We start from the raw sequence: 20,051 nt of genomic DNA on the forward strand, positions 1-20,051 counted from the left end.
CGGGCTACGAGCCCCACCTCAGATGTCGACGACCAGCTTGCCCTCGGCGGCGTGATCCCGGATCAGAGCGTAGGCATCGCCAACACTCTCCAGCGTGAAGCGCCTTGCATCGACCAGCGGCGCGAGCTTGCCGGCTTCAACCAGGCGCGTCGCTTCCGCCATGATCTCACCGTGATGCGCGCGGCCTTCGCCTGATAGCAGCGGCAGCAGTGTGAACACACCGGAATAGCTGGCGGCGCGGAACGACAGCGGCGCAAGCGCATGCGTGCCCCAGCCAAGCGCGCTCACCACATGGCCAAAACGGCGCACGGCTTCGAAGGAGGCATCGAGCACCTTGCCGCCGACGGTGTCGTAGACGATGTCGAAGCCGCGGCCGCCGGTATGCTCTGCAACGTAAGCTTCAATCGCAGTGCCGCGGTCGATGAATACAGCGCCAAAGCCTTCGATGGTGGCGCGCTGCGCAGCCGAGCCGGTCGCGAACACGTCTGCTCCGAAGGCGCGCGCGATCTGGATCGCGACATGGCCGACGCCGCCGGCACCGCCATGAATCAAAACCTTCTGGCCGGCCTTCAGCGCCGCGCGATCGATCAGGCCTTCCCAGGCCGTGATGAAGATCAGCGGCAGGGCGGCCGCTTCGCGCATGCTGAGATTGGCGGGCTTGGGCGCCAGCAGGTCGGCATCGACCGCGGCGAATTCAGCGAGCGATCCCGGCACGCCGCCGACGCCGCCGGTCATGCCATAGGCCTCGTCGCCCGGCTTGAAGCGTGTCACGTCGTGTCCGGTCTGCTCGACCACGCCGGCGAGATCGATTCCGAGAATGGCGGGCAGCGGATGATGCGCATGTGCTGCCGTGCCGGCATGGATCTTGGTGTCGAGCGGATTGACCCCGCTCGCACGCACCCGCACCAGCACCTCGCGCGGGCCGACCTCGGGCGTGGAGACGGTTGAGAGGCGCAGCGGCGCGTTGTTGGTCTCCAGGATCGCCGCCCGCATCGTCGATTGTCTCGTCATGATCGTCTTGCTCCGTTGTCGGCCTCCAATATGCCCATGAATTTTTGCATGAGAAGGAACAAGGATGTACGATGGTCGTGCATTTGTGCATGAGGTCATTTCGATGGACTGGAGCGATCTGCGCATCTTCCTGGCGATTGCGCGCGAAGGCACGCTCGGGGCTGCCGCGCGCAAGATCGGCCAGACCCAGCCGACGATGGGGCGGCGGCTTCGCGCGCTCGAAACCGCGCTGGGACAAACGCTGTTCCAGCGCACCGCCGATGGTTTTGTGCTGACCGACGAGGGCACCGCCGTGCTGCGCCATGCCGAGCGGATCGAGGAGGAGGCGCTCGCGCTTCAGCGCCACGCCTCCGGCGCGGAGACGCAGCTCGACGGCATGCTGCGCCTGTCGTCGTCGGACTGGTTCGGCACGGTGATGCTGTCGCCGGTGATCGCGGCCTTCGGCAAGCGTCATCCCAAGGTGACCGTCGAGCTCCTGACCGATGCGCGCCTCTACAGCCTGCCGCGGCGCGAGGCCGATCTCGTCTTCCGCATCAGGCCGTTCAGCGAACCCGAGGTGATATCGAGAAAACTGCTCCACATTCCCTACGCACTGTATGGCAGAAAGGGCAGCAAGCCGCCGCGCGCCGGCGACGGCAGCGGCGCCCGCGTCGTCACCATGAATGCCGAATTCGCCGACATGCCAGATGCGATCTGGTTGAAGCGCACGCTGCCGAATGCGGAGATCGCCTCGCGCAGCAACAACCGGCAGGCGCAGGCAGAGCTGTGTGCCGGCGGCGGCGGGTTTGCCGTGCTGCCACGCCCCCTCGGCGACCGCGACCGCCGTCTCGTCGCGCTCGACATCGGCGCGACGCCCCCCGGCCGCGACACGTTTGTCGGCTATCACCGCGATCTCAGGCGCCTCGCGCGCTTGCGCGCGCTGCTCGATCTGGTGATTGAAAGGTTGGCGGGCACCGCTTCGTAGGGTGGATTAGCCGGCGGCTGCGCGTCGCGCAGTCGCTGGCGTAATCCACCTCTTCTGTTTCTGCGGAGGCGCAAGCGGTGGATTACGCCTTCGCCTAATCCACCCTACGCATCCACAATCCCTTGCGATGGCCGACGGGCAAAATACCCCAACCGTCGGTCAATGTGAGTGCGCAAAAATATTCCCCTTTACCGAAATTCGGAAACGGCGTATCTGTCGCCGCAACCCGGCCCAAGGAAGAGGGGCGTATCGCGATCGTCACGAACGCGGGCCGGGCGGCGGTGGACGTGGGCCACACTGGTGCGAAGGTGATCGCAGGGCGGGCAGCCGTGAGCGAAGCACGTCGCACGCACGACCGGTGTGATCCACGTACGGCCAAATCGTGTCGTCCTGGCGCCCGGGGTCTGTGCGCCAAGTCTTGTGGTGGTGCGTATTGCCCAACCGGGCGCGCGCATCAGCCATCTGCAAGGCGACGGGGGCAATAGTGCAACGCTCCCCGGGGAGAGCACGACATAAGCCGTTCCAACCATCCGCGCAGGGAAGGCCGGGATGTCCTGGCTACACCTGTATGCCGCTGTGCAAACTTCTCACTGCAACACCGCACAGTGGACCTCGGGTGCCAGCGGGCTCCCGGTCTTCCCTGCGCCCTCTTTCAATGAGGGTGAGGCGATCAGGCAAAGCTCGGGCGAAATGCGCTGCGAGGATGCGAGCCCATGTCAGTCACGCAACGACGCTCTCGTGCCCCGGACGCTGCGCAGCACGAAGTGATGCGCTGCGGAGCCGGGGTCCATGCTTCAGCGTTTTGTGTCACCCGCTGGGTCCCGGCTCTGCGGCGCACCGCTACGCGCTGTGTGGCGTCCGGGAGATGAGAGAGGCGGGCGCAGCTCCTGTACACTCCGTCATTGCGAGCGCAGCGAAGCAATCCAGAATCTTTCCGCGGCGGCAGTCTGGATGGCTTCGCTGCGCTCGCAATGACGAGGATGAAGCAGCTGTGCTGCCATAACTTCACTCTCGCGCGCACGCATCGCATTTTAGCCAACCGTCATAGTCTCTAACGCGCACTAACCAACACCTGACTTAAAACTGTCATAATCGCCGAATGAAACCCGCGGCTGCGTCCTTTTTACACGGCATTAAGCGCGGCTGCATTGGATGCCCCGGGAAAGTGCGTTGGGGACTGCAATGACTGCCGCGAAGAAGATGCCGGGAAAACCGGCCGCCGAAATGTTTGACGACATCCCGGTGCTTCAACGCAAATGGCGTGCCGCGTTGAAGCCGGGCGAACGGCTGCCGCGCTATGAGGACGTGATGCTCGGGAGCCTCGGACGGCTCGCCGACCACATCGCGCTGCTGAAGAACGATGGCGTGCTCGAATTGTCGCGCAGCGGGCGTTACGTGCAGAAATGGCTCGGCGAGGAGCGCTGGGATATCCCGGTCGCCGAGCTCTCGCCCGATTGCGCCACGGCGCTGTCGGAAGCTGTGGCGAGCGCGCTCGAGAACGGACGTCCGTACCAGGCCAGCGCGCATTGCGTGCGCGACGGCATGGTCCGGACCTACGATGTGCTGGCGCTGCCGACCGCCTCGCGCTGGGGCGCCACGCTGGTCGGCGCCTACATCAACGAGCGCGGTGCGCAGTACAATCTTTTGGACGCGATCTTCTCGTCGACCGATGACGCCGTGGTTTCACTGGCGACGCTGCGCGATGCTGCAGGCAAGCCGTTTGATCTCCAGATCGTGCATCACAACAAGAGCGCCGGTGCGCTGCTGAAGGTCGCGAGCGCAGGCCTGTTGTGGCGGCGGATCGGCGAGGGGAATACGCTATTGGCCGCGCCCGAAATCATGGACTTCCTGCTCAAGGTCGTCTCCGGCGGCCGCGGCGAGCAGCTCGAGATCGAAGACGACGGACGTTACCTTCGGCTCAGTGCCACCGCCTTCGCCGATCTGGTCTCGTTGACGATCTCCGACGTCACCGCGTTGAAGCGGCGCGACGCCTCGTTTCGTCTGCTGTTCGACAACAACCCCATGCCGATGTGGGTGTTCGAGGCACAGACCAAGGAATTCCTCAGCGTCAACGATGCCGCGGTCCAGCACTACGGCTACAGCCGCGCCACCTTCCTGCGGATGAAGCTGCACGAGATCTGGCCCGAGGACGAGTGGGACAGCCACGCCGAGGCGCTAGAACGCATCGGCGACACTTATCACTCCTCGCGCAACTGGCGCCATTTGTGCGCGGACGGCAGCGAGATCGAGGTGCTCACTTTCGGTCGCCGCGTCGCCTTCGACGATCGCGACGGCTATCTGGTCGCGGTGGTCGACATCACGGAGCGGCGCAAGGCCGAGGCGCGGATCGCCCACATGGCGCACCATGACGGGCTGACCGATCTGCCGAACCGCGAACATTTCCAGCAGTGCTTGAAGCAGGCGCTCGACCAGGCCGGCGGAAAACGGGTCGGCGTGCTCTATATCGATCTCGACCTGTTCAAGAACATCAATGATTCCTTCGGGCATCCAATGGGGGATCGCCTGCTGAAGCAAGTTGCCGAACGCCTCACCACCGCGGTCCGCGGCGGCAATCTCGCGGCCCGGCTTGGCGGCGACGAGTTCGCAGTGATCCTGGCAGCCGACGTCTCGCCGAACGAAGCCAGCGCCTGCGCGACCTTGCTGATCGACATGCTGAAGGCGCCCTACGACCTCGACGGCCAGGAGATGGTGATCGGCGCCAGTATCGGCATCGCGCTGTCGCCCGGCGACGGCACGACGTCGGAGGAGCTGATGCGCAATGCCGACATGGCGCTGTACCGGGCGAAGTCCGACGGTGGCGGCGTGCATCATTTCTTCGAGCGCGAGATGGACCTCCAGGCGCAGAAGCGCCGCGACATGGAGCTCGATCTGCGCCGCGCCTTCGCCAATGGCGAGTTCGAGCTGCACTACCAGCCGCTGGTGTCGATCGCGTCCGACCGCATCTCCGGCTTCGAATCGCTGTTGCGCTGGCGTCATCCCGACAAGGGCATGATCTCGCCGGCGGAATTCATTCCGGTCGCCGAGGACATCGGTCTCATCACCCAGCTCGGCGAGTGGGTGCTGCGCGAGGCCTGCGCGGAGGCGGTGAAATGGCCTGTCGACGTCAAGGTCGCGGTCAATCTGTCGCCGGCGCAATTCCGCAGCCGCAACCTGGTACAGGTCGTGATTTCCGCGCTTGCGCAGTCCGGCCTGTCGCCGAAGCGGCTCGAGCTCGAGATCACCGAGTCGATCTTCCTGGCGGAGACCGATGCCAATCTTGCGATTCTGCATCAATTGCGCGAGCTCGGCGTCAGCATCTCCATGGATGATTTCGGCACCGGCTATTCGAGCCTCAGCTATCTCCGTAGCTTCCCGTTCGACAAGATCAAGATCGACCGTTCGTTTGTGAAGGATCTGGCGCAGCGGCCCGATTGCGGCGCGATCGTGCGCGCGATCTCAGGCCTTGGCCGCAGCCTCAACATCACCACGACGGCCGAAGGCGTCGAGACCGAGGATCAGCTCGATTGGCTGCGCGCCGAAGGCTGCAACGAGGTGCAGGGTTTTCTGTTCAGTGCGGCGCGGCCCGCCGCAGAGATCGCAAAGTTGCTGGCCGATTTCGGCCAGCGCGCCTCACGGGCGGCGTAGCCCTTCGGGATAGCAGCCGTAGACCAGTTCCTTGAAGGCGGGCGTGATGCGGCTGCGCTCGTTCTGGGTCTGCTGCATCAAGAGGTAGACCATGTCGAGCTTGGGATCGACGCCGAAATAGGTGCCGCTCCCTGAGTCCCATTTCAATTCGCCGATCGATCCGGCGGGCGGCGGCTTCGCATTGCCGGGATCGGTGCGCACACCGATGCCGTAGCCATAGCCAAAACCGTCGCCCGGGAAATAGAAATAGTCGCGCCCCACACCGGAGCCGGGCCCGACGTGATCGGTGGTCATCGCCTTGAACACGGCGGGGCTGAGGTAACGCTTGCCCTCGAACTCGCCGCCATTGAGCAGCATCTGGGAGAAGCGTTGATAGTCGGTGATAGTCGAGAGCAGGCCGCCGCCGCCGGATTCCCATTCGGGATGGGCGAGGCGGTCGCGCTCGCCTTCGAGCAGGACCGGGTCGTTCGGCAGCGGCCGCGCCATCCGGGCGCGCTCCTCCGGCGTTTTCAGTACGAATTTGGTGCTGCTCATTCCGAGCGGATCTAGAATGCGCTGCTTGAGGAATTCATACAGCGTCTGGCCCGAGATGATCTCGATGACGGCGCCGAGCACGTCGGTGGAATGGCCATAGCGCCACAGCGTCCCGGGCTGGCGCGTGAGCGGCAGCTTGGCGATGCGGTCGGCGAATTGCCTGTTGTTGAAGGGGCCCTCGAAAATATTGGCGGCCTGGTAAACCTGCATCACCCATGGGGCGCCGATATAGTCGTAGCTGATGCCCGAGGTCTGCCGCAGCAGATCCTCGATGTTGACTGGGCGGATCGGCGGCTCGAGTTCGACCTTCGAGGTGCCCTCCGGCTCCACGCCCACCTTGGTGTCGGCGAAGAGCGGGACGTATTTCGACACGGGATCGGTGAGCGCGAGCTTGCCCTCGTCGATCAGCATCATCGCGCCCAGGCACGTGATCGGCTTGGTCATCGAGTGGATGGCGAAGATCGTGTCCGGCGTCATCGCAAGGCCGGTCCTGGTATCGCGCACGCCGAAGGTCTTCTGATAGATCGGCTTGCCGTGCTGCTGCACCAGGACCACCGCGCCCGGCAGGCGGCCAAGCGTCACCTCGTTGTCAAAATAGGCGGTGATGCGATCGAGGCCATCGGCCGACGGAGCGGGGATGTCGGCGGCGCGGCTGCGCCCCATCGTGCCGGCCAGCAGCGCGGCCCCGACCAGAAATTCACGACGCTTCATCCGGGCTTCCTCCCTCGCCGGGATCAAAGCCGCAAGACGTTGGAGGCGTCAACAAGACATCGATTAAAAACGCGTCACGATTTCCGAAAGGAACGGTCGCGGACGGTCTTCGCTGGGCTTGGTCGGCGTGCCGATATGGACGAGGCCGGCGAGCTTTTCGTCCGGCTTGAGGCCGAGGCCGTCCAGCACGTCGCGGTCGAAGGCGAACCAGCCGGTCAGCCAGCAGGCGCCGTAGCCGAGCGCGGTCGCGGCCGTGACAATGTTCATGACACTGGCGCCGGCCGACAATTCCTGCTCGAACGCCGGCACCTTCGGATGCGGCCTGGTGAAGCTGACGATACCGATCACCAGCGGCGCGTCGGTGAGGCGTTTGCGCTCGGTCTCGACGTTCTCCGCCGGCGCGTCCGGATTCTTGCGGGCAAAGACCTTTGCAATGACGTCGCCGGCCCGCTGGCGGGCGTCACCCTCGAAAATGATGAAGCGCCAGGGCGCGAGCTTGCCATGGTCGGGCACGCGCGCCCCGATGGTGAGGATGGTTTCGAGCTCGGCGGGCGAGGGGCCGGGCCCGGTCATCTCGCGCGGCTTGACCGAGCGACGGGTCTTCAGGAGTTCGATGGCGTCGGGCACTGCGATATCCTCTTCGGCTGGTCGTCGGGCGTGCCATGCTGAAATAAGCATGCACGCCCGCAACCGGAAGCGAATTTAGATCGATTTCAGGACTCAGGCCGCCTCGCGCGCCCGCCGGACGTCCGGTGGGGTCGCCTCGTCGACGAGGGCGGCGATAGCCTCCGCGATCGTCATCACCTTCTGGCCGTCACTGCCGAGCCGGCGGACCGAGACCGACTGCGTCTCGGCCTCCTTCTTCCCGCACACGAGCAGCGCCGGAATCTTGGCCAGCGAGTGCTCGCGGACCTTGTAGTTGATCTTCTCGTTGCGCAGGTCGATCTCGGCCCGAAGCCCCGCGCGCCGGACCTGTTCCAGCACCTGCTTGGCGTATTCGTCCGCTTCCGAGGTGATGGTGGTGACTATCACCTGCACCGGGGACAGCCAGAGCGGGAAATTGCCGGCATAGTGCTCGATCAGGATGCCGATGAAGCGCTCCATCGAGCCGCAGATCGCGCGGTGCACCATCACCGGCGCCTTCTTGCCGCTGTCATGGTCGATGTAGAACGCACCGAACCGCTCCGGCAGGTTGAAGTCGACCTGCGTGGTGCCGCACTGCCAGTCGCGGCCGATGGCGTCGCGCAGCACATATTCGAACTTCGGCCCGTAGAAGGCGCCTTCGCCCGGATTGATCTCGGTCTTGATGTGATTGTTCTGCGACTGGATCTCGCGCAGCACCGTCGCCATCACGCGCTCGGCGTGATCCCACATCGCATCGGTGCCGACGCGCTTCTCGGGCCGGGTCGAGAGCTTCACCGTGAGATCGCCAGTGAAGCCGAAGTCGGCATAGGTCGACAGGATGAGATCGTTGATCTTGAGGCACTCGTCGGCGAGCTGGTCTTCCATGCAGAAGACGTGCGCGTCGTCCTGGGTGAAGCCGCGCACGCGCATCAGGCCGTGCATGGCGCCCGAGGGCTCATAGCGATGCACCACGCCGAACTCGGCGAGGCGCAGCGGCAGGTCGCGGTAGCTCTTCAGGCCGTGCTTGAAGATCTGCACGTGGCCGGGGCAGTTCATCGGCTTCAGCGCAAACCAGCGCTTGTCCTCGGCCTCGTCGCCGGCCGACTGTGCCGCGAACATGTTCTCGCGATACCAGCCCCAATGGCCCGAGGTCTCCCACAGCACCTTGTCGAGGATCTGCGGCGCGTTGACCTCGTTGTAGTCGCCGGCGAGGCGCCGGCGCATATAGGCGATCAGCTGCTGGAAGATGGTCCAGCCCTTCGGGTGCCAGAACACGACGCCCGGGCCTTCCTCCTGGAAGTGGAAGAGGTCGAGCTCGCGCCCGAGCTTGCGATGGTCGCGCTTCTCGGCTTCCTCGATCTGCTTCAGATAAGCGTCGAGGTCCTCCTGCTTGGCGAACGCCGTGCCGTAGATGCGGGTCAGCATCGGGTTGTTGCTGTCGCCGCGCCAATAGGCGCCGGCAACCTTCATCAATTTGAAGGCGTTGCCGACCTTGCCGGTCGAGGTCATGTGCGGGCCGCGGCAGAGATCGAACCAGTCGCCCTGGTAGTAGATCTTGATCGGCTCGTTGCCGGGAATGGCGTCGACCAGCTCGACCTTGAACGCCTCGCCCTTGTCGCGGAAAACCTGCTTGGTCTTCTCGCGGTCCCAGACTTCCTTGGTGAAGGGTTTGTCGCGCGCGATGATCTCGCGCATCTTCTTCTCGATCGCGGCAAAATCTTCCGGCGTGAACGGCTCGTTGCGGAAGAAGTCGTAGTAGAAGCCGTTCTCGATCACGGGACCGATGGTGACCTGGGTGCCCGGCCACAGCGTCTGCACGGCTTCGGCGAGCACGTGGGCGCAGTCGTGGCGGATCAGCTCGAGCGCGCGCGGATCGTCGCGGTTGATCAGCTCGATCTTGGCATCGGCTTCGATTGCGTCGTCGAGGTCAGCGACTACGCCGTCGAGCGCCATCGCGACCGTGCGCTTGGCCAGCGACGGCGAAATGCCCTTGGCGATCTCGAGGCCGGTGATGCTCTTGGCGTATTCGCGCCGGGCGCCGTCGGGGAAGGTGAGGGTGATCTTTTCCGGCGGGGTCACGGGTCTCAGATTGCTGAGGCTGTATTGAAAGCCGGATTCGGATTTGGGCTGGTCCGTCATTGCTTTTCTCCTGAGGCTCACTCCTGCGAACGAGCGCAGGTAAGCGGGAACGAGCGATATATCAGGCGATTCGGCCTGTGCAATCCGGCATTTCCAAGAAAGTCGCGCGCAAAAGCTCGGGCGATGCTCCAACTATTTCGCAACGCGCCCTTTAACTGGCCGCAGGCCTGCTCTACATGCACCTGCATGGAAAATCCGCCCGCCGCCGGCCGTTTCACGCCAACCGCCCTGATGCTCGGCAATCTCGTCACCGGCTGCTCGGTGCTGGCGCCGGCGGGCATGCTGCCGGAATTGTCGACCGGGCTCGGCATCACCATCCATGCCGCGGGGCTCCTGATCACCTTCGGCGCGATTACGCTGTGCATCGGCTCGCCGCTGACGGCGTGGCTGACCAGCCGCATCGAGCGGCGGACGCTGCTTGCGACGACGCTTGCGGTGCTGGCCTTGGGCAATCTCGCCTCGGCCTTTGCGCCCGACTACACGAGCCTCCTCATCATCCGCCTCGTGATGCTCGCGGTGGGCGCACTCTATACGCCGCAGGCGGCCGGGACGGCGGCGTTGATCGTGCCGGTGGAGCGGCGCGGCAGCACGATCGCCTATATCTTTCTCGGCTGGTCGCTCGCCGCCGCCGTCGGCCTGCCGCTGATCACTTTCATGGCCAGCCGTTATGGCTGGCGCGCGGCCTATGGTGCGATCGGCGCGCTCGGCTGCGTCAGCTTCCTGTTGTTGCTGCTGCGCCTGCCTGCGGGCCTGAAGGGCACGCCGGTGGACCTGAAGACCTGGAGCGCGGTCGGCCGCAGCAGGACGATTTTGCTGCTGCTTGCGATCACGATGTTGCAAATGTCCGGGCAGTTCGTGGTGTTCACCTTCATGGGCCCGCTGCTCAAGAAGCTCACCGACGCCGGCCCCGATGCAATCGGCATGGTGTTTGGCATCTACGGTGTTTGCGGCTTCCTCGGCGTCGTCATCGCGACCCGCATCGTCGATACCTGGGGACCCTTCCGAACCTCGTTGCTGTTCACCTGCCTGCTGCTTGCAGGCATCACCGGCTGGGCGCTCGGTGCGGGGAGCCTTGTGTTGATGGCGCTCGCGGTCGCGATCTGGGGCCTCGGCTTTGCCTCCACCAATTCGATGCAGCAGGTACGGCTGGTCGCGGCTGCGCCGCCGCTTGCATCGGCGACCGTCGCGCTCAACACCTCCGTCCTTTATATCGGCCAGGCTGTCGGCTCCGCGATCGGCGGGCTGCTGTTCGCCCGCGAGCTGTTGCATCCGCTCGGCTTCGTCGCGGTCGGCTTCGTCGTCCTGGCGCTGATTCTGGTGGTCCTGACCCGGCCCCGGCCGGTTGCTACCGCCTGACTCCGTGTTTTCGTGTGCGCAAGGTGCTTGGCAAACCGCGCGCGGGAGCGCTAGAAGGCGAGGCATGGGGACCAAAGAGAGTTGACTGAAATGAGGATGATTCTGGCGGTTGCCGCGGTGCTCTATTCAGCCTCCGCGTTTGCACAAACCGACAAGCCACCGATGGTGGGGGACAAGCCGCTGGTGCAGGTCCAGGCGAAAGGGGCCAAGGAGGCCGCGGCCAAGCCGGCTGCGGCGCCGAAGGGCAAGCCGCAGTCGATCGCGGCGCGGCTCCAGGCCTGCCTCGACCTCGATGACGGCACCAAGGACCGCCTCAACTGCTACGACGCCATTATCCCGCCGACGCCGAAGCCGAAGCCGGCGAAGGCCAAGGGCTATGCCGATTGCCGCTTCTTCAAGGAAGAGGACGAGCGGCTGGCCTGCTTCAACGGCTTTGCCGAGAGCATTCCGAAGCTGCCCAAGACCTGAAGATCAAGACCTCTGAAAGCCGGACGGCTAGTCGCTGATCCGGCTCAGCACGGCCCTGAAGGCAACGCCCGGCACTTGCAGCGCGGTGCCTTCGAATTCCGCTGTGTCGCCGTCCTCCCGCACCGTCTGTCCCCGCAGAATTCAAGCTAGAACTTGGCCTGCAAATTATGAGCGTTGCCAGCGGAAGCAATCCGGTGGCTCCCGGGGGTGTCGGCCATCAACATCACATTTTGATCAAAGCCTGCGGCAATTGCGGGCAGCGCGGCCAAATGCCGACGCGCACAATATCGGTTAGCGGCTCGACGCGGCCGGATTGGTGGACGCAACGCGCGTCAGTGCCAACGACGGCGTCGCCGACATCTTCACCAGTACGTCCTTGAGCGGGTCCCGGGTCCAGGCGCGCGTCACATAATCACGATGCGTGATGCCGTCGCCGGTTTCGACGAACACCACGCTGCCGGGACGGAGCGGCCCGTCCATGTCCTCGGAGACGCTGATGCCCTTTTGCCGCAGCGTGCTCATCAGCTCGCGGTCGCGCCGCGCGGTGTAGCGGGTGTAGGAGCTGACGAAGAAGCCGGAGCGGTGGCTCTCGATCCAGGAGGCGAACTTGTCCATTTCGCCGTAGACGGCATCGAGCAGGACGACGCCGCGGACGCGGTCGCTGATGCCGCCGACCTCGAGGCTCCAGGCCGTCGGCAGGAAGCCGCCGCTGTAGCCGACGATCACGATCGGCATGTTGGCGAAGGCGCGGGCGTTGTTGGGATCGCCGGTGAGCCGGGCCAGATGGGTCGCCGACTCCTCCATGAAGCGCTTGAGGCCGCCCGCCTGCCAGAACTTGCCGGCGCTGGAATCGGCGGCATCGACCGCCATCTGCGGCGCCAGCAGGATGGCGTTGGCGCCGGAATCGGTGACCTGCCGCGGTACGAGTTGGCGGTCGCGCACGTCGCGCTCCAGCGTTGCGCCGTTGCCGTGGAAGAACACCACGATCACGCCCGGCTTGCGCACGTCGAAATGCTCGGGCACGTGCATCAGCACGCGGCTGTCGCTGTAAGTCTCGTCCTGCCAGTAGACGCGCCCGGAATAACTGCGGTGGCCGCGGCGATCGCCCTTGGAGATGTTGAGGAACGGTGCGTCGGACGCGGGGTTGTTGCCGTAATAGGGGAAGGCCGACGATTTCATGCTGACGAGCGTCGTCAGGTCTTCGCGGGCCGGACGCTGGTAGGGGACCTGCGGTGCGAGCGAGGCCACCTTGTACGGCGCCTGCTCCGGCTGAGGCTGCTGCTGGACGGCGCGTTTGGGCGAGAAGTCCGACATCTGCCGTTGCAGAAGACTCTCGCTCGCCGACGGAAAGCGCTCCTTGAATTGCGGAGCGGGGAAGCGATCCTCGAACGTGTCGCTGCTTGCGACCTGAGGATTGGTCTTCGCGACGATTTGGACGTTGGCCTGCGAGTTCGCCGCGAGCGCCGCCGGATTGGAGGCCTTGCCGCATTGAACAAGCGTGAACGACAGCGACACCAAGGCTGCGACCAGCGCGATCCGGAGCGCACCACTGCGCGCGCCGGACTGCGTCCGATCAGCACAAATGTCAGCTCTCAGTTTCGGAGCGGCCCCGACCATCCACCCATGACCCCAAGTCATGTCCACAAGCCCAGCGGCAATATTCAAGCTAATTGAGCCGACTGGCGTTTAGGCGACGTTAAGTGTCCGGAGAAACTTCCCCACATCCGGAATGCTCAAAGGGACCACGCAATCGTGTCCTGATTGTGGGAGTGCGAAACGGGATTCTCCGGTGTTTGCGGGGCTTTATTGCCCAGGATCGTGCACAAAAGGTGCCAAAATACCGATTGCATGCGCCTCATTTAACCCTTGTTAACCCTGCTTGAATTGACTGGACGAGACTGCACGATGCTCCCCACGACGTGACGCCTGAGGTTGAGGACCCCGATGACGGCATCAGATGCGGGACCCGCGCCCTGGACTGGCCGGCTGACGAGGAACGGGCCGGGGGTCTCCGTTGTGGTCGCAACCGCCATCGTCGTTGCCGACATGATCGGGGTGGGCGTCTTCACCAGCCTCGGCTTCCAGGTCAAGGACATCCCGTCCGGCTTCTCGATCCTGTTGCTCTGGACCGTCGGCGGCATCGTCGCGCTGTGCGGGGTGTTCTCCTACAGCGAGCTCGGCGCCATGTTTCCGCGCTCGAGCGGCGAGTACAATTTCCTCGGCCGCGCCTATCATCCCGCCTTCGGCTTTCTCGCCGGCTGGGTCTCGGCGACGGTTGGCTTCGCAGCGCCCGTCGCGCTTGCGGCGATGGCGTTCGGCGAATACGCGAAATCGGTCGTCCCCGACCTGCCGCCGATCCCGCTTGCCATCGGCGTGGTGTGGCTGGTCTCGATCGTGCAATTGACCGGCGTCAGGCACTCATCGACCTTCCAGCTGATCTCGACCATCCTCAAGGTCGTGCTGATCGTCGCCTTCCTGCTCGCCGGCTTCGTCATCGGCACGCCGCAGCCGATCGCCTTCACGCCGCAGCCCGGTGATCTCGCGCATATCGTCAGCGCGCCCTTCGCGATCGGGCTCGTCTTCGTGATGTACTCGTTCTCGGGCTGGAATGCCGCGACCTACATCATCGGCGAGATGAACATGCCGCAGCGCGATCTGCCGCGTGCGCTGCTCGCGGGCACGATGATCGTGCTCGTCCTGTACGTCGCGTTGAACGCGGTGTTTCTCCATTCCACGCCGGTCGGTGCGCTCGCCGGCCAGCTCGATGTCGCCAGCGTCGCCGGCAGCGCGATCTTCGGCAGCCTCGGCGGCCGGATAGTCGGTGCGATGATCTGCGTCGGCCTGATCTCCTCGATCAGCGCGATGATGTGGATCGGCCCGCGCGTGATGATGACGATGGGCGAGGACATTCCGGCCCTGCGCGTGTTCTCGAAGCGATCGGTGAGCGGCGCGCCGGCCTATGCGATCCTGTTTCAGCTTGCCGTCGCCAATCTGCTGCTGTTCACGCGCAGCTTCGAGGCAGTGCTCGACTTCATCCAGTTCGCGCTGCTGTTCTGCTCGTTCTTCACGGTCGCCGGCGTCGTCAAGCTGCGCATCACCGATCCCGACCTGCCGCGGCCCTATCGCGCCTGGGGATACCCGTTCACGCCGCTCGTTTTCCTGCTCGTGACCGCGTTCATGATGTACTACCTGTTGACCGAGCGGCCGGTGCAGTCGTTGGCGGGGATGCTCCTCATGCTCTCGGGCCTGTTGATCTATGCTGTTTTCCGCAGGCGGCCGGCCGCCGCTGGCACGTCATCACACCGCGAATAGACATGTTTCGACCCCTGAGAATTGCCGCCATCGCTCTCGTCCTGCTGGCCGCGGCCGTCTCGTCTGCACGTGCCGCCGACGTCACCTTCGATGATGCCGCGCGCTTTCTCGCGGGCATGCAGCCTTCGCCGGACTCGCCGCTGGTGCCACTCACCAAGGACCCGGGCTGGCAGCGCCACGCAAAGTTCTTCGACGGCGCCTTCGCCCAGCTCGAGCAGCGGCAGCTCTCGAAGATCCGCAATTGGGCCGACGTCAATCTGGCCGCGCCCCGGCCGACCATGTTCTACTTGTTCAGCGGCCCCGACTTCCTCTATGCCGACGTGTTCTATTCCAAGGCCAGCACCTACGTGCTCGGTGCGCTGGAGCCGGTCGGCGCGGTGCCTGACCTGACGCGGCTGCCGCGCGGCTCGGTCGGTGCCGCGCTCTACAACGTCGAGCGGTCGCTCGGCTCGATCCTGAGCTTCTCCTTCTTCATCACCAAGCACATGAAGGTCGACCTGCACGCCAACCAGGTCAACGGCACGTTGCCGATCCTCTATGTCTTCCTCGCGCGCTCCGGCAAGACGATTCGAAATGTCGAAATGATTGCGCTGGACGACCAGGGTGGGGTGCATACGGGAGGCGACAATCCGGGACGGAACGCGACGCGCGGTGTCCGGATCACCTTTGCCGGAAGCGACGGCGAGGCGCGCACGCTGTACTATTTCTCGACCGATCTCTCCAATGCCGGCGCGCGGGCCGCAGGCTTCCTGAAGTTCTGCGGGACGCTCGGCCCCGGCAACAGCCTGCTCAAGAGCGCGTCCTATCTCCTCCACAAGGGCGACTTCACCGTCGCTCGCAACTGGCTGCTTGCCAACAGCGCGACCATCATCCAGGACGATTCCGGCATTCCGCTTGCGAACTACAATGCGCAACAATGGCGGTTCTTCCCGTTCGGCCGCTATCTCGGACCGATCGACGAATTCCCCGGCCGCTACCAGGAGCGCTACGCCGAACTGTTCACGCGCGCCCAGCCGATCGATTTCGGCGTCGGCTATCGCTGGCGGACGCATGAATCGAACTTGCTGCTGTCGGTGAGGGTGCCGGGAAGCGAGACCGCGCCGGCTGGGGAGAACACCTCGTCCGCCGAGCCGTCGCCAAAGCCGCCGCGTCCGAAGCGGCTGCGGCCGCCGGAATCCGTCCCGCCGTCCGGACGTTTCTTCTGGTTCCGCTAGCCTGTTTGCTGAACTCCGGCGTCACACCGGGCCCTGGGCCACGACCACCAGCACTTCCGCCTTCTGCCGGCCGAGGCTCCGGACCTCGTGCGGGGTCTCGCCTGAAAAATACAGGCAATCGCCCTTGCCAAGTGTCAGCTCCTCGCCGTCGAGCTTGATCGCGATCTTGCCGTTGATGACGAACAGCAGCTCCTCGCCCGCGTGCGAGGCGCGGGTCGCCGCCTTGTGCGGTGGGCTGAGGAGGAACGGCTCCATCATCTTGCGCGTGCGGCCGGTTGCCAACGGCACCACGCCAAACGTGTTTTGAAACAGCGGCACGTTGCCGTCCTCGCGGCGGAACAGGGTATAGCGCGGCGCAGGTTCGGCATTGGGGTCGAAGAAGTTCGCGACATTGACCTCGAGGGCGGCGGCCATCCGCAGCAGCGCGGCGAGCGAGGGGATCTTGAGGTTGCGCTCGACCAGCGAGATGTAGCCGCGCGTGAGATCGCTCTGCCTGGCAAGCTGGTCCAGCGTCAGGCCCTTGGCGATCCGCGCCTGGCGGATATTGGCCCCGACCGCTGTCGCTTTGCTGACGTCAAGCACGCATGAATCTCCCGAACTGCTGAGGCCTGTTTTGCAACAGATGCCGCCGAACTGCCAGCCCGGCGCGCCTTGCGCTGCTCGTTCCGACCGCGCGTTTGTATTCCAAAGGAAAACTAACGCGCGGAAATTTCGAGCAGGGTCGCGGATATTGTGAGCAGATGAGCTGGTATATCGCAGCGATTAGCTGAAAAACAGTGCATTTTTTCGATTCTGCTGCGATCGGCGGCATTTGCCCCGTTCCGTGGCGTTGATTTCTATTAGTAAACATGATCGATTTTTACCGTCATGGCTGCCGACGGGCTCAACGACAGACCCAACTGCTTTTCCCAGGCGCCGGTACCTTTTGGAGAGATCGATGACCGTAGCAGACGACGTAACCCTGAACGTAGCGCCGGACGAGGCGGCGAGCTTGCGACGGATCGTGTGGTCGAGCGTGATCGGCACCGCGGTCGAATGGTACGACTTCCTCATCTACGGCACCGCGACCGCGCTGGTGTTCAACAAGGTCTTCTTCGCCGCCGGCAATCCCACGCTCGCCACCATCGCGGCCTTCGGCACCTATGCGGTCGGATTTCTGGCGCGGCCACTCGGTGCCGCGATCTTCGGTCATTACGGCGACCGGGTTGGCCGCAAGGCGATGCTCGCGATCACGATCATGGTGATGGGCATCGGCACCTTCTTGATTGGCCTGCTTCCGACCTATCAGCAGATCGGCATCGCCGCGCCGCTGCTTCTGATCGGCTTGCGTTTCCTCCAGGGCATCGGCCTTGGCGGCGAATGGGGCGGGGCCGTGCTGATGGTGGTGGAGAACTGCCCGACGCACCGCCGCGGCCTGCTCGGCAGCATGGTGCAGGTCGGCAATCCCATCGGCAATCTCGCCGCAATCGGCATGTTCGCGCTGGTGGCAAGCCTGCCGGAGAGCGACTTCATGACCTATGGCTGGCGCATTCCCTTCCTGATCTCGATCGCTCTCGTCGGTGTCGGCCTCTACATCCGCCTCAACATGGAGGAGACCGCGGCCTTCCGTCAGGTCCAGGCCAAGAAGGAGGTTGCAAGCCTTCCGATCGTCGAGATCTTCAAGCGCCACCGCCGGCCCTTCTTCACCGCGGTCGGGCTCAAGATCTCGGAGATCGCCTATGCCAGCATCGGCGGTGTGTTCGTGATGTCCTACGCCACGGCCAATCTCGGCCTGTCGCGCACGGTGGTGCTGAACGGCGCCTTCGCCGCGTCGCTGGTGGCGTTGTTCGCGATTCCACTGTTCGGCTGGCTGTCGGATCTCCTCGGCCGCAAGACGATGTTCTACGCGAGCTGTCTGTTCTCGGCGCTGTTTGCCTTCCCGCTGTTCTGGCTGCTCGACACCCGCGATCCCGCCATCGTTATCTGCACCATCGTAGTCGCGATCACCTTCGGCCAGATGGTGATGTTCGGTATTGGCGCGCCCTGGTATTCCGAGTTGTTCTCCGCGCGGCTGCGCTACAGCGGCGCCTCGCTCGGGTTTCAGGTCGGTGCGGCCTTGAGCGGCGGGTTGACGCCGCTGATCGCGGCGTCTCTGATGGCCTGGAGTGGTGGGGCCACCTGGCCGGTCTCGCTGTTGCTCATTGCCTGCGCCGCCGTCACCGCGACCGCGACGACGTTGGCGCCGGAAATGGCGAACAAGGAACTGACCTGATCCCGCGGCGCGCCGCTGCCGGCGGCGCGCCCTCGCTCCTCATGAGGACTTTGTCATGCTCGATGTTATCAGTGCCGGTTCGGCGCACAGCGCAGCACAGCTCGGCTGGACCGGCGTGGTGCGCTTCCTTCATCTTACCCCGCGCGCGTTCCTGCCGATGCGCGCCGTGGAGCAACTTGCTCTCGTCGCCGGCCGGGGAATCGAAGGCGATCGCTACATGATCGGCAACGAAGAGGGCTTTTACTCGCACAAGCCGGAAGAAGGCCGTCAGGTCACCTTGTTCGAACTCGAGACCCTGGTTGCGCTCAAGCGCGATGCCGGCATCAAGCTCGGCCCGGAGGAGCATCGGCGCAACGTCACCGTCGAGGGCGTGCCGCTGAACCACCTGGTCGGCCGCCGCTTCTGGCTGGGCGAGACCTTGCTTGAAGCGACCCGGCTGTCGGTACCGTGCCGACACATCGAGGAGATCACCGGCAAGGCAATCTTCGATCCCTTGATCAACCGCTCGGGCCTCAACTGCAGGATTCTGCAAGGCGGCGTCGTGAAGGTTGGCGACACCGTGCGGAATGCGGCATGAAGGCGCGCCCGATTACGACGGTCAAGACGGTTGTCGCCGGCATCGAGGAGGCAGGTCCAGGGGTCAAGCTGTTCACCCTGGTCGATCCCGATCGTTGGGAGCTGCCGCCGTTCAAGCCCGGTGCGCATATCGATCTGCATCTGCCGAACGGTCTCGTGCGGACTTATTCGCTTTGCAACGAGCCTGCCGACAACGCGCGCTATGTCATTGCGGTGAAGCGCGAGTCCGAGGGACGCGGCGGCTCGCGCGTGCTTCACGATGAGATCAGCATTGACGACGTGATCGGCGTCTCGTTGCCGCGTGGCGGGCGCGAGCCGGGAGCGGACATCGCGCGCCATGTGTTCGTGGCGGGGGGCATCGGCGTGACGCCGTTCCTGTCGATGGCGCGGCACCTCGTGCAGACGGGCGATGGCGACTTTGTGCTGCATCTGATCGTGCGCGAAGAGGTGCCGCTTGCGGCGCACCTCGCGCCGCTGATCGACGCAGGCCGTGTCGTCGTGCATCGCACGTCTCGCACGGGGCGTCCGGAACTGGCGTCGCTGGTCGGGGAGGCGGGAGCACAGACGCTGGTTGCCTGCTGCGGACCGGAAAGCATGATCGACGATTTCGAGCGGGTAACCGCGGCGTGGCCCGCGGCGAATGTGCATGTCGAGCGCTTCGTCGCGCCGCGACCGGTCATCGATCCCGAGGCAAAACCTTTCACACTGTCGTTGGCGCGTACAGGAATCGAAATCCAGGTTCGCGCCGGCCAGACCATGCTGGCCGCCTTGCAGGAAGGGGGCGTCGATATCGCGACCTCGTGCTGCGGTGGCATCTGTGGTGCCTGCAAGGTCGGCTGGATCGAGGGCAAGCCGGTGCACCGCGACCGAATCCTGTCACCGTATGAGCGCGAGCGTTATCTCATGGTGTGTGTCGCAGGATCAGATGCGGATCGACTGGTGCTCGACCTCTAACGTCCCAGCCTACCAGTGCACGCTCTGACTCGGCACGATGAAGGCCGTGGTGCTCGGCGGCGTGGCAAGGCTCGTTGCCAGATACCAGCCGGAGCCGACCACGAGCGCCAGCAGCGCGATGATGGCAATCATGTCGAGGGTTCTGGGATCGTGATGCCCTCTGGAACCAGGATCTGGACCAAGCCCGAAGTGAAAATGACGGCTGATTTTCCAGCGCATTCTTGTTTCCTCCCGTGGGAGCATCACAACAACGCGAGGGGGAAGTTCCGGTTCCATTCAAGGCAGCGATGCG

16 protein-coding genes are annotated in these 20,051 nt (G+C 64.6%); 9 read left to right on the plus strand and 7 right to left on the minus strand.

The window, feature by feature from the left end:
* Positions 1–18: 18 nt before the first annotated feature.
* A complete protein-coding gene (locus BJ6T_RS20245; protein ID WP_048228137.1) occupies positions 19–1,011 on the minus strand; it encodes a zinc-dependent alcohol dehydrogenase family protein in 993 nt (330 codons plus the stop codon).
* A gap of 103 nt (positions 1,012–1,114) precedes the next feature.
* Between BJ6T_RS20245 and BJ6T_RS20250 the strand changes: the two genes are divergently transcribed.
* Together BJ6T_RS20250 and BJ6T_RS20255 are read left to right on the plus strand one after the other, a co-directional pair.
* Positions 1,115–1,975, plus strand: coding sequence for a LysR family transcriptional regulator (locus BJ6T_RS20250; protein ID WP_014494330.1), 861 nt, complete (start codon positions 1,115–1,117; stop codon positions 1,973–1,975).
* Positions 1,976–3,157: 1,182 nt separating this feature from the next.
* Positions 3,158–5,620, plus strand: a complete 2,463-nt coding sequence (locus BJ6T_RS20255; protein WP_014494332.1) for a putative bifunctional diguanylate cyclase/phosphodiesterase — start codon at positions 3,158–3,160, stop codon at positions 5,618–5,620.
* On the opposite strand, the gene BJ6T_RS20260 is transcribed toward BJ6T_RS20255, so the two are convergent.
* The 3 genes from BJ6T_RS20260 to thrS all read right to left on the minus strand — a co-directional run bounded on the left by BJ6T_RS20260 (position 5,606) and on the right by thrS (position 9,628).
* Entirely contained in the window at positions 5,606–6,865 is a 1,260-nt protein-coding gene (locus tag BJ6T_RS20260) for a serine hydrolase domain-containing protein (protein WP_014494333.1), read from the minus strand. The two genes, BJ6T_RS20255 and BJ6T_RS20260, sit on opposite strands and share 15 nt — an antisense overlap.
* Positions 6,866–6,928: 63 nt before the next feature.
* Entirely contained in the window at positions 6,929–7,492 is a 564-nt protein-coding gene (locus tag BJ6T_RS20265) for a nitroreductase family protein (RefSeq protein WP_014494334.1), read from the minus strand.
* A gap of 93 nt (positions 7,493–7,585) precedes the next feature.
* Complete coding sequence (gene thrS, locus BJ6T_RS20270; RefSeq protein ID WP_014494335.1) at positions 7,586–9,628, minus strand: threonine--tRNA ligase; 2,043 nt, start codon at positions 9,626–9,628, stop codon at positions 7,586–7,588.
* 186 nt (positions 9,629–9,814) lie between these two features.
* Here thrS and BJ6T_RS20275 point away from each other — a divergent pair, with 186 nt between their 5' ends.
* Together BJ6T_RS20275 and BJ6T_RS20280 are read left to right on the plus strand one after the other, a co-directional pair.
* Positions 9,815–10,984, plus strand: a complete 1,170-nt coding sequence (locus BJ6T_RS20275) for an MFS transporter (protein WP_014494336.1) — start codon at positions 9,815–9,817, stop codon at positions 10,982–10,984.
* Between the two features lie 90 nt (positions 10,985–11,074).
* Entirely contained in the window at positions 11,075–11,452 is a 378-nt protein-coding gene (locus tag BJ6T_RS20280; protein WP_014494337.1) for a hypothetical protein, read from the plus strand.
* A gap of 291 nt (positions 11,453–11,743) precedes the next feature.
* On the opposite strand, the gene BJ6T_RS20285 is transcribed toward BJ6T_RS20280, so the two are convergent.
* A complete protein-coding gene (locus tag BJ6T_RS20285; RefSeq protein ID WP_028170177.1) occupies positions 11,744–13,069 on the minus strand; it encodes a hypothetical protein in 1,326 nt (441 codons plus the stop codon).
* 327 nt (positions 13,070–13,396) lie between these two features.
* Here BJ6T_RS20285 and BJ6T_RS20290 point away from each other — a divergent pair, with 327 nt between their 5' ends.
* Both BJ6T_RS20290 and BJ6T_RS20295 read left to right on the plus strand, forming a co-directional pair.
* Positions 13,397–14,764, plus strand: a complete 1,368-nt coding sequence (locus BJ6T_RS20290) for an APC family permease (RefSeq protein WP_014494339.1) — start codon at positions 13,397–13,399, stop codon at positions 14,762–14,764.
* 2 nt (positions 14,765–14,766) lie between these two features.
* Positions 14,767–15,978, plus strand: a complete 1,212-nt coding sequence (locus tag BJ6T_RS20295) for a hypothetical protein (protein ID WP_014494340.1) — start codon at positions 14,767–14,769, stop codon at positions 15,976–15,978.
* A 21-nt stretch (positions 15,979–15,999) separates the two neighbouring features.
* Here the strand turns inward: BJ6T_RS20295 and BJ6T_RS20300 are convergent, their stop codons facing one another.
* Positions 16,000–16,560, minus strand: coding sequence for a helix-turn-helix domain-containing protein (locus BJ6T_RS20300; protein ID WP_014494341.1), 561 nt, complete (start codon positions 16,558–16,560; stop codon positions 16,000–16,002).
* A 355-nt stretch (positions 16,561–16,915) separates the two neighbouring features.
* Between BJ6T_RS20300 and BJ6T_RS20305 the strand changes: the two genes are divergently transcribed.
* The 3 genes from BJ6T_RS20305 to BJ6T_RS20315 are packed head-to-tail and all read left to right on the plus strand — an operon-like array spanning position 16,916 to position 19,759.
* A complete protein-coding gene (locus BJ6T_RS20305; RefSeq protein ID WP_014494342.1) occupies positions 16,916–18,229 on the plus strand; it encodes an MFS transporter in 1,314 nt (437 codons plus the stop codon).
* A gap of 55 nt (positions 18,230–18,284) precedes the next feature.
* A complete protein-coding gene (locus tag BJ6T_RS20310; RefSeq protein WP_014494343.1) occupies positions 18,285–18,806 on the plus strand; it encodes an MOSC domain-containing protein in 522 nt (173 codons plus the stop codon).
* Entirely contained in the window at positions 18,803–19,759 is a 957-nt protein-coding gene (locus BJ6T_RS20315; protein WP_014494344.1) for a PDR/VanB family oxidoreductase, read from the plus strand. Before BJ6T_RS20310 ends, BJ6T_RS20315 begins: the two co-directional genes overlap by 4 nt.
* A gap of 9 nt (positions 19,760–19,768) precedes the next feature.
* On the opposite strand, the gene BJ6T_RS20320 is transcribed toward BJ6T_RS20315, so the two are convergent.
* On the minus strand, positions 19,769–19,978 hold the full coding sequence (locus BJ6T_RS20320) for a hypothetical protein (RefSeq protein WP_014494345.1): 210 nt from the start codon (positions 19,976–19,978) through the stop codon (positions 19,769–19,771).
* Between the last annotated feature and the right edge of the window lie 73 nt (positions 19,979–20,051).

This window comes from Bradyrhizobium japonicum USDA 6 (assembly GCF_000284375.1).
GTDB classification, from domain to species: Bacteria; Pseudomonadota; Alphaproteobacteria; order Rhizobiales; family Xanthobacteraceae; genus Bradyrhizobium; species Bradyrhizobium japonicum.

Excerpts from the sequence above, each read along its gene's own strand:
- BJ6T_RS20255 (WP_014494332.1), top strand. The coding sequence starts at position 3,158 with ATGACTGCCGCGAAGAAGATGCCGGGAAAACCGGCCGCCGAAATGTTT.
- BJ6T_RS20290 (WP_014494339.1), top strand. The coding sequence starts at position 13,397 with ATGACGGCATCAGATGCGGGACCCGCGCCCTGGACTGGCCGGCTGACG.
- BJ6T_RS20250 (WP_014494330.1), top strand. The coding sequence starts at position 1,115 with ATGGACTGGAGCGATCTGCGCATCTTCCTGGCGATTGCGCGCGAAGGC.
- BJ6T_RS20245 (WP_048228137.1), bottom strand. The coding sequence starts at position 1,011 with ATGACGAGACAATCGACGATGCGGGCGGCGATCCTGGAGACCAACAAC.
- BJ6T_RS20305 (WP_014494342.1), top strand. The coding sequence starts at position 16,916 with ATGACCGTAGCAGACGACGTAACCCTGAACGTAGCGCCGGACGAGGCG.
- BJ6T_RS20280 (WP_014494337.1), top strand. The coding sequence starts at position 11,075 with ATGAGGATGATTCTGGCGGTTGCCGCGGTGCTCTATTCAGCCTCCGCG.
- BJ6T_RS20310 (WP_014494343.1), top strand. The coding sequence starts at position 18,285 with ATGCTCGATGTTATCAGTGCCGGTTCGGCGCACAGCGCAGCACAGCTC.
- BJ6T_RS20285 (WP_028170177.1), bottom strand. The coding sequence starts at position 13,069 with ATGGTCGGGGCCGCTCCGAAACTGAGAGCTGACATTTGTGCTGATCGG.
- BJ6T_RS20275 (WP_014494336.1), top strand. The coding sequence starts at position 9,815 with ATGGAAAATCCGCCCGCCGCCGGCCGTTTCACGCCAACCGCCCTGATG.
- BJ6T_RS20260 (WP_014494333.1), bottom strand. The coding sequence starts at position 6,865 with ATGAAGCGTCGTGAATTTCTGGTCGGGGCCGCGCTGCTGGCCGGCACG.
- BJ6T_RS20295 (WP_014494340.1), top strand. The coding sequence starts at position 14,767 with ATGTTTCGACCCCTGAGAATTGCCGCCATCGCTCTCGTCCTGCTGGCC.
- thrS (WP_014494335.1), bottom strand. The coding sequence starts at position 9,628 with ATGACGGACCAGCCCAAATCCGAATCCGGCTTTCAATACAGCCTCAGC.
- BJ6T_RS20320 (WP_014494345.1), bottom strand. The coding sequence starts at position 19,978 with ATGCGCTGGAAAATCAGCCGTCATTTTCACTTCGGGCTTGGTCCAGAT.
- BJ6T_RS20315 (WP_014494344.1), top strand. The coding sequence starts at position 18,803 with ATGAAGGCGCGCCCGATTACGACGGTCAAGACGGTTGTCGCCGGCATC.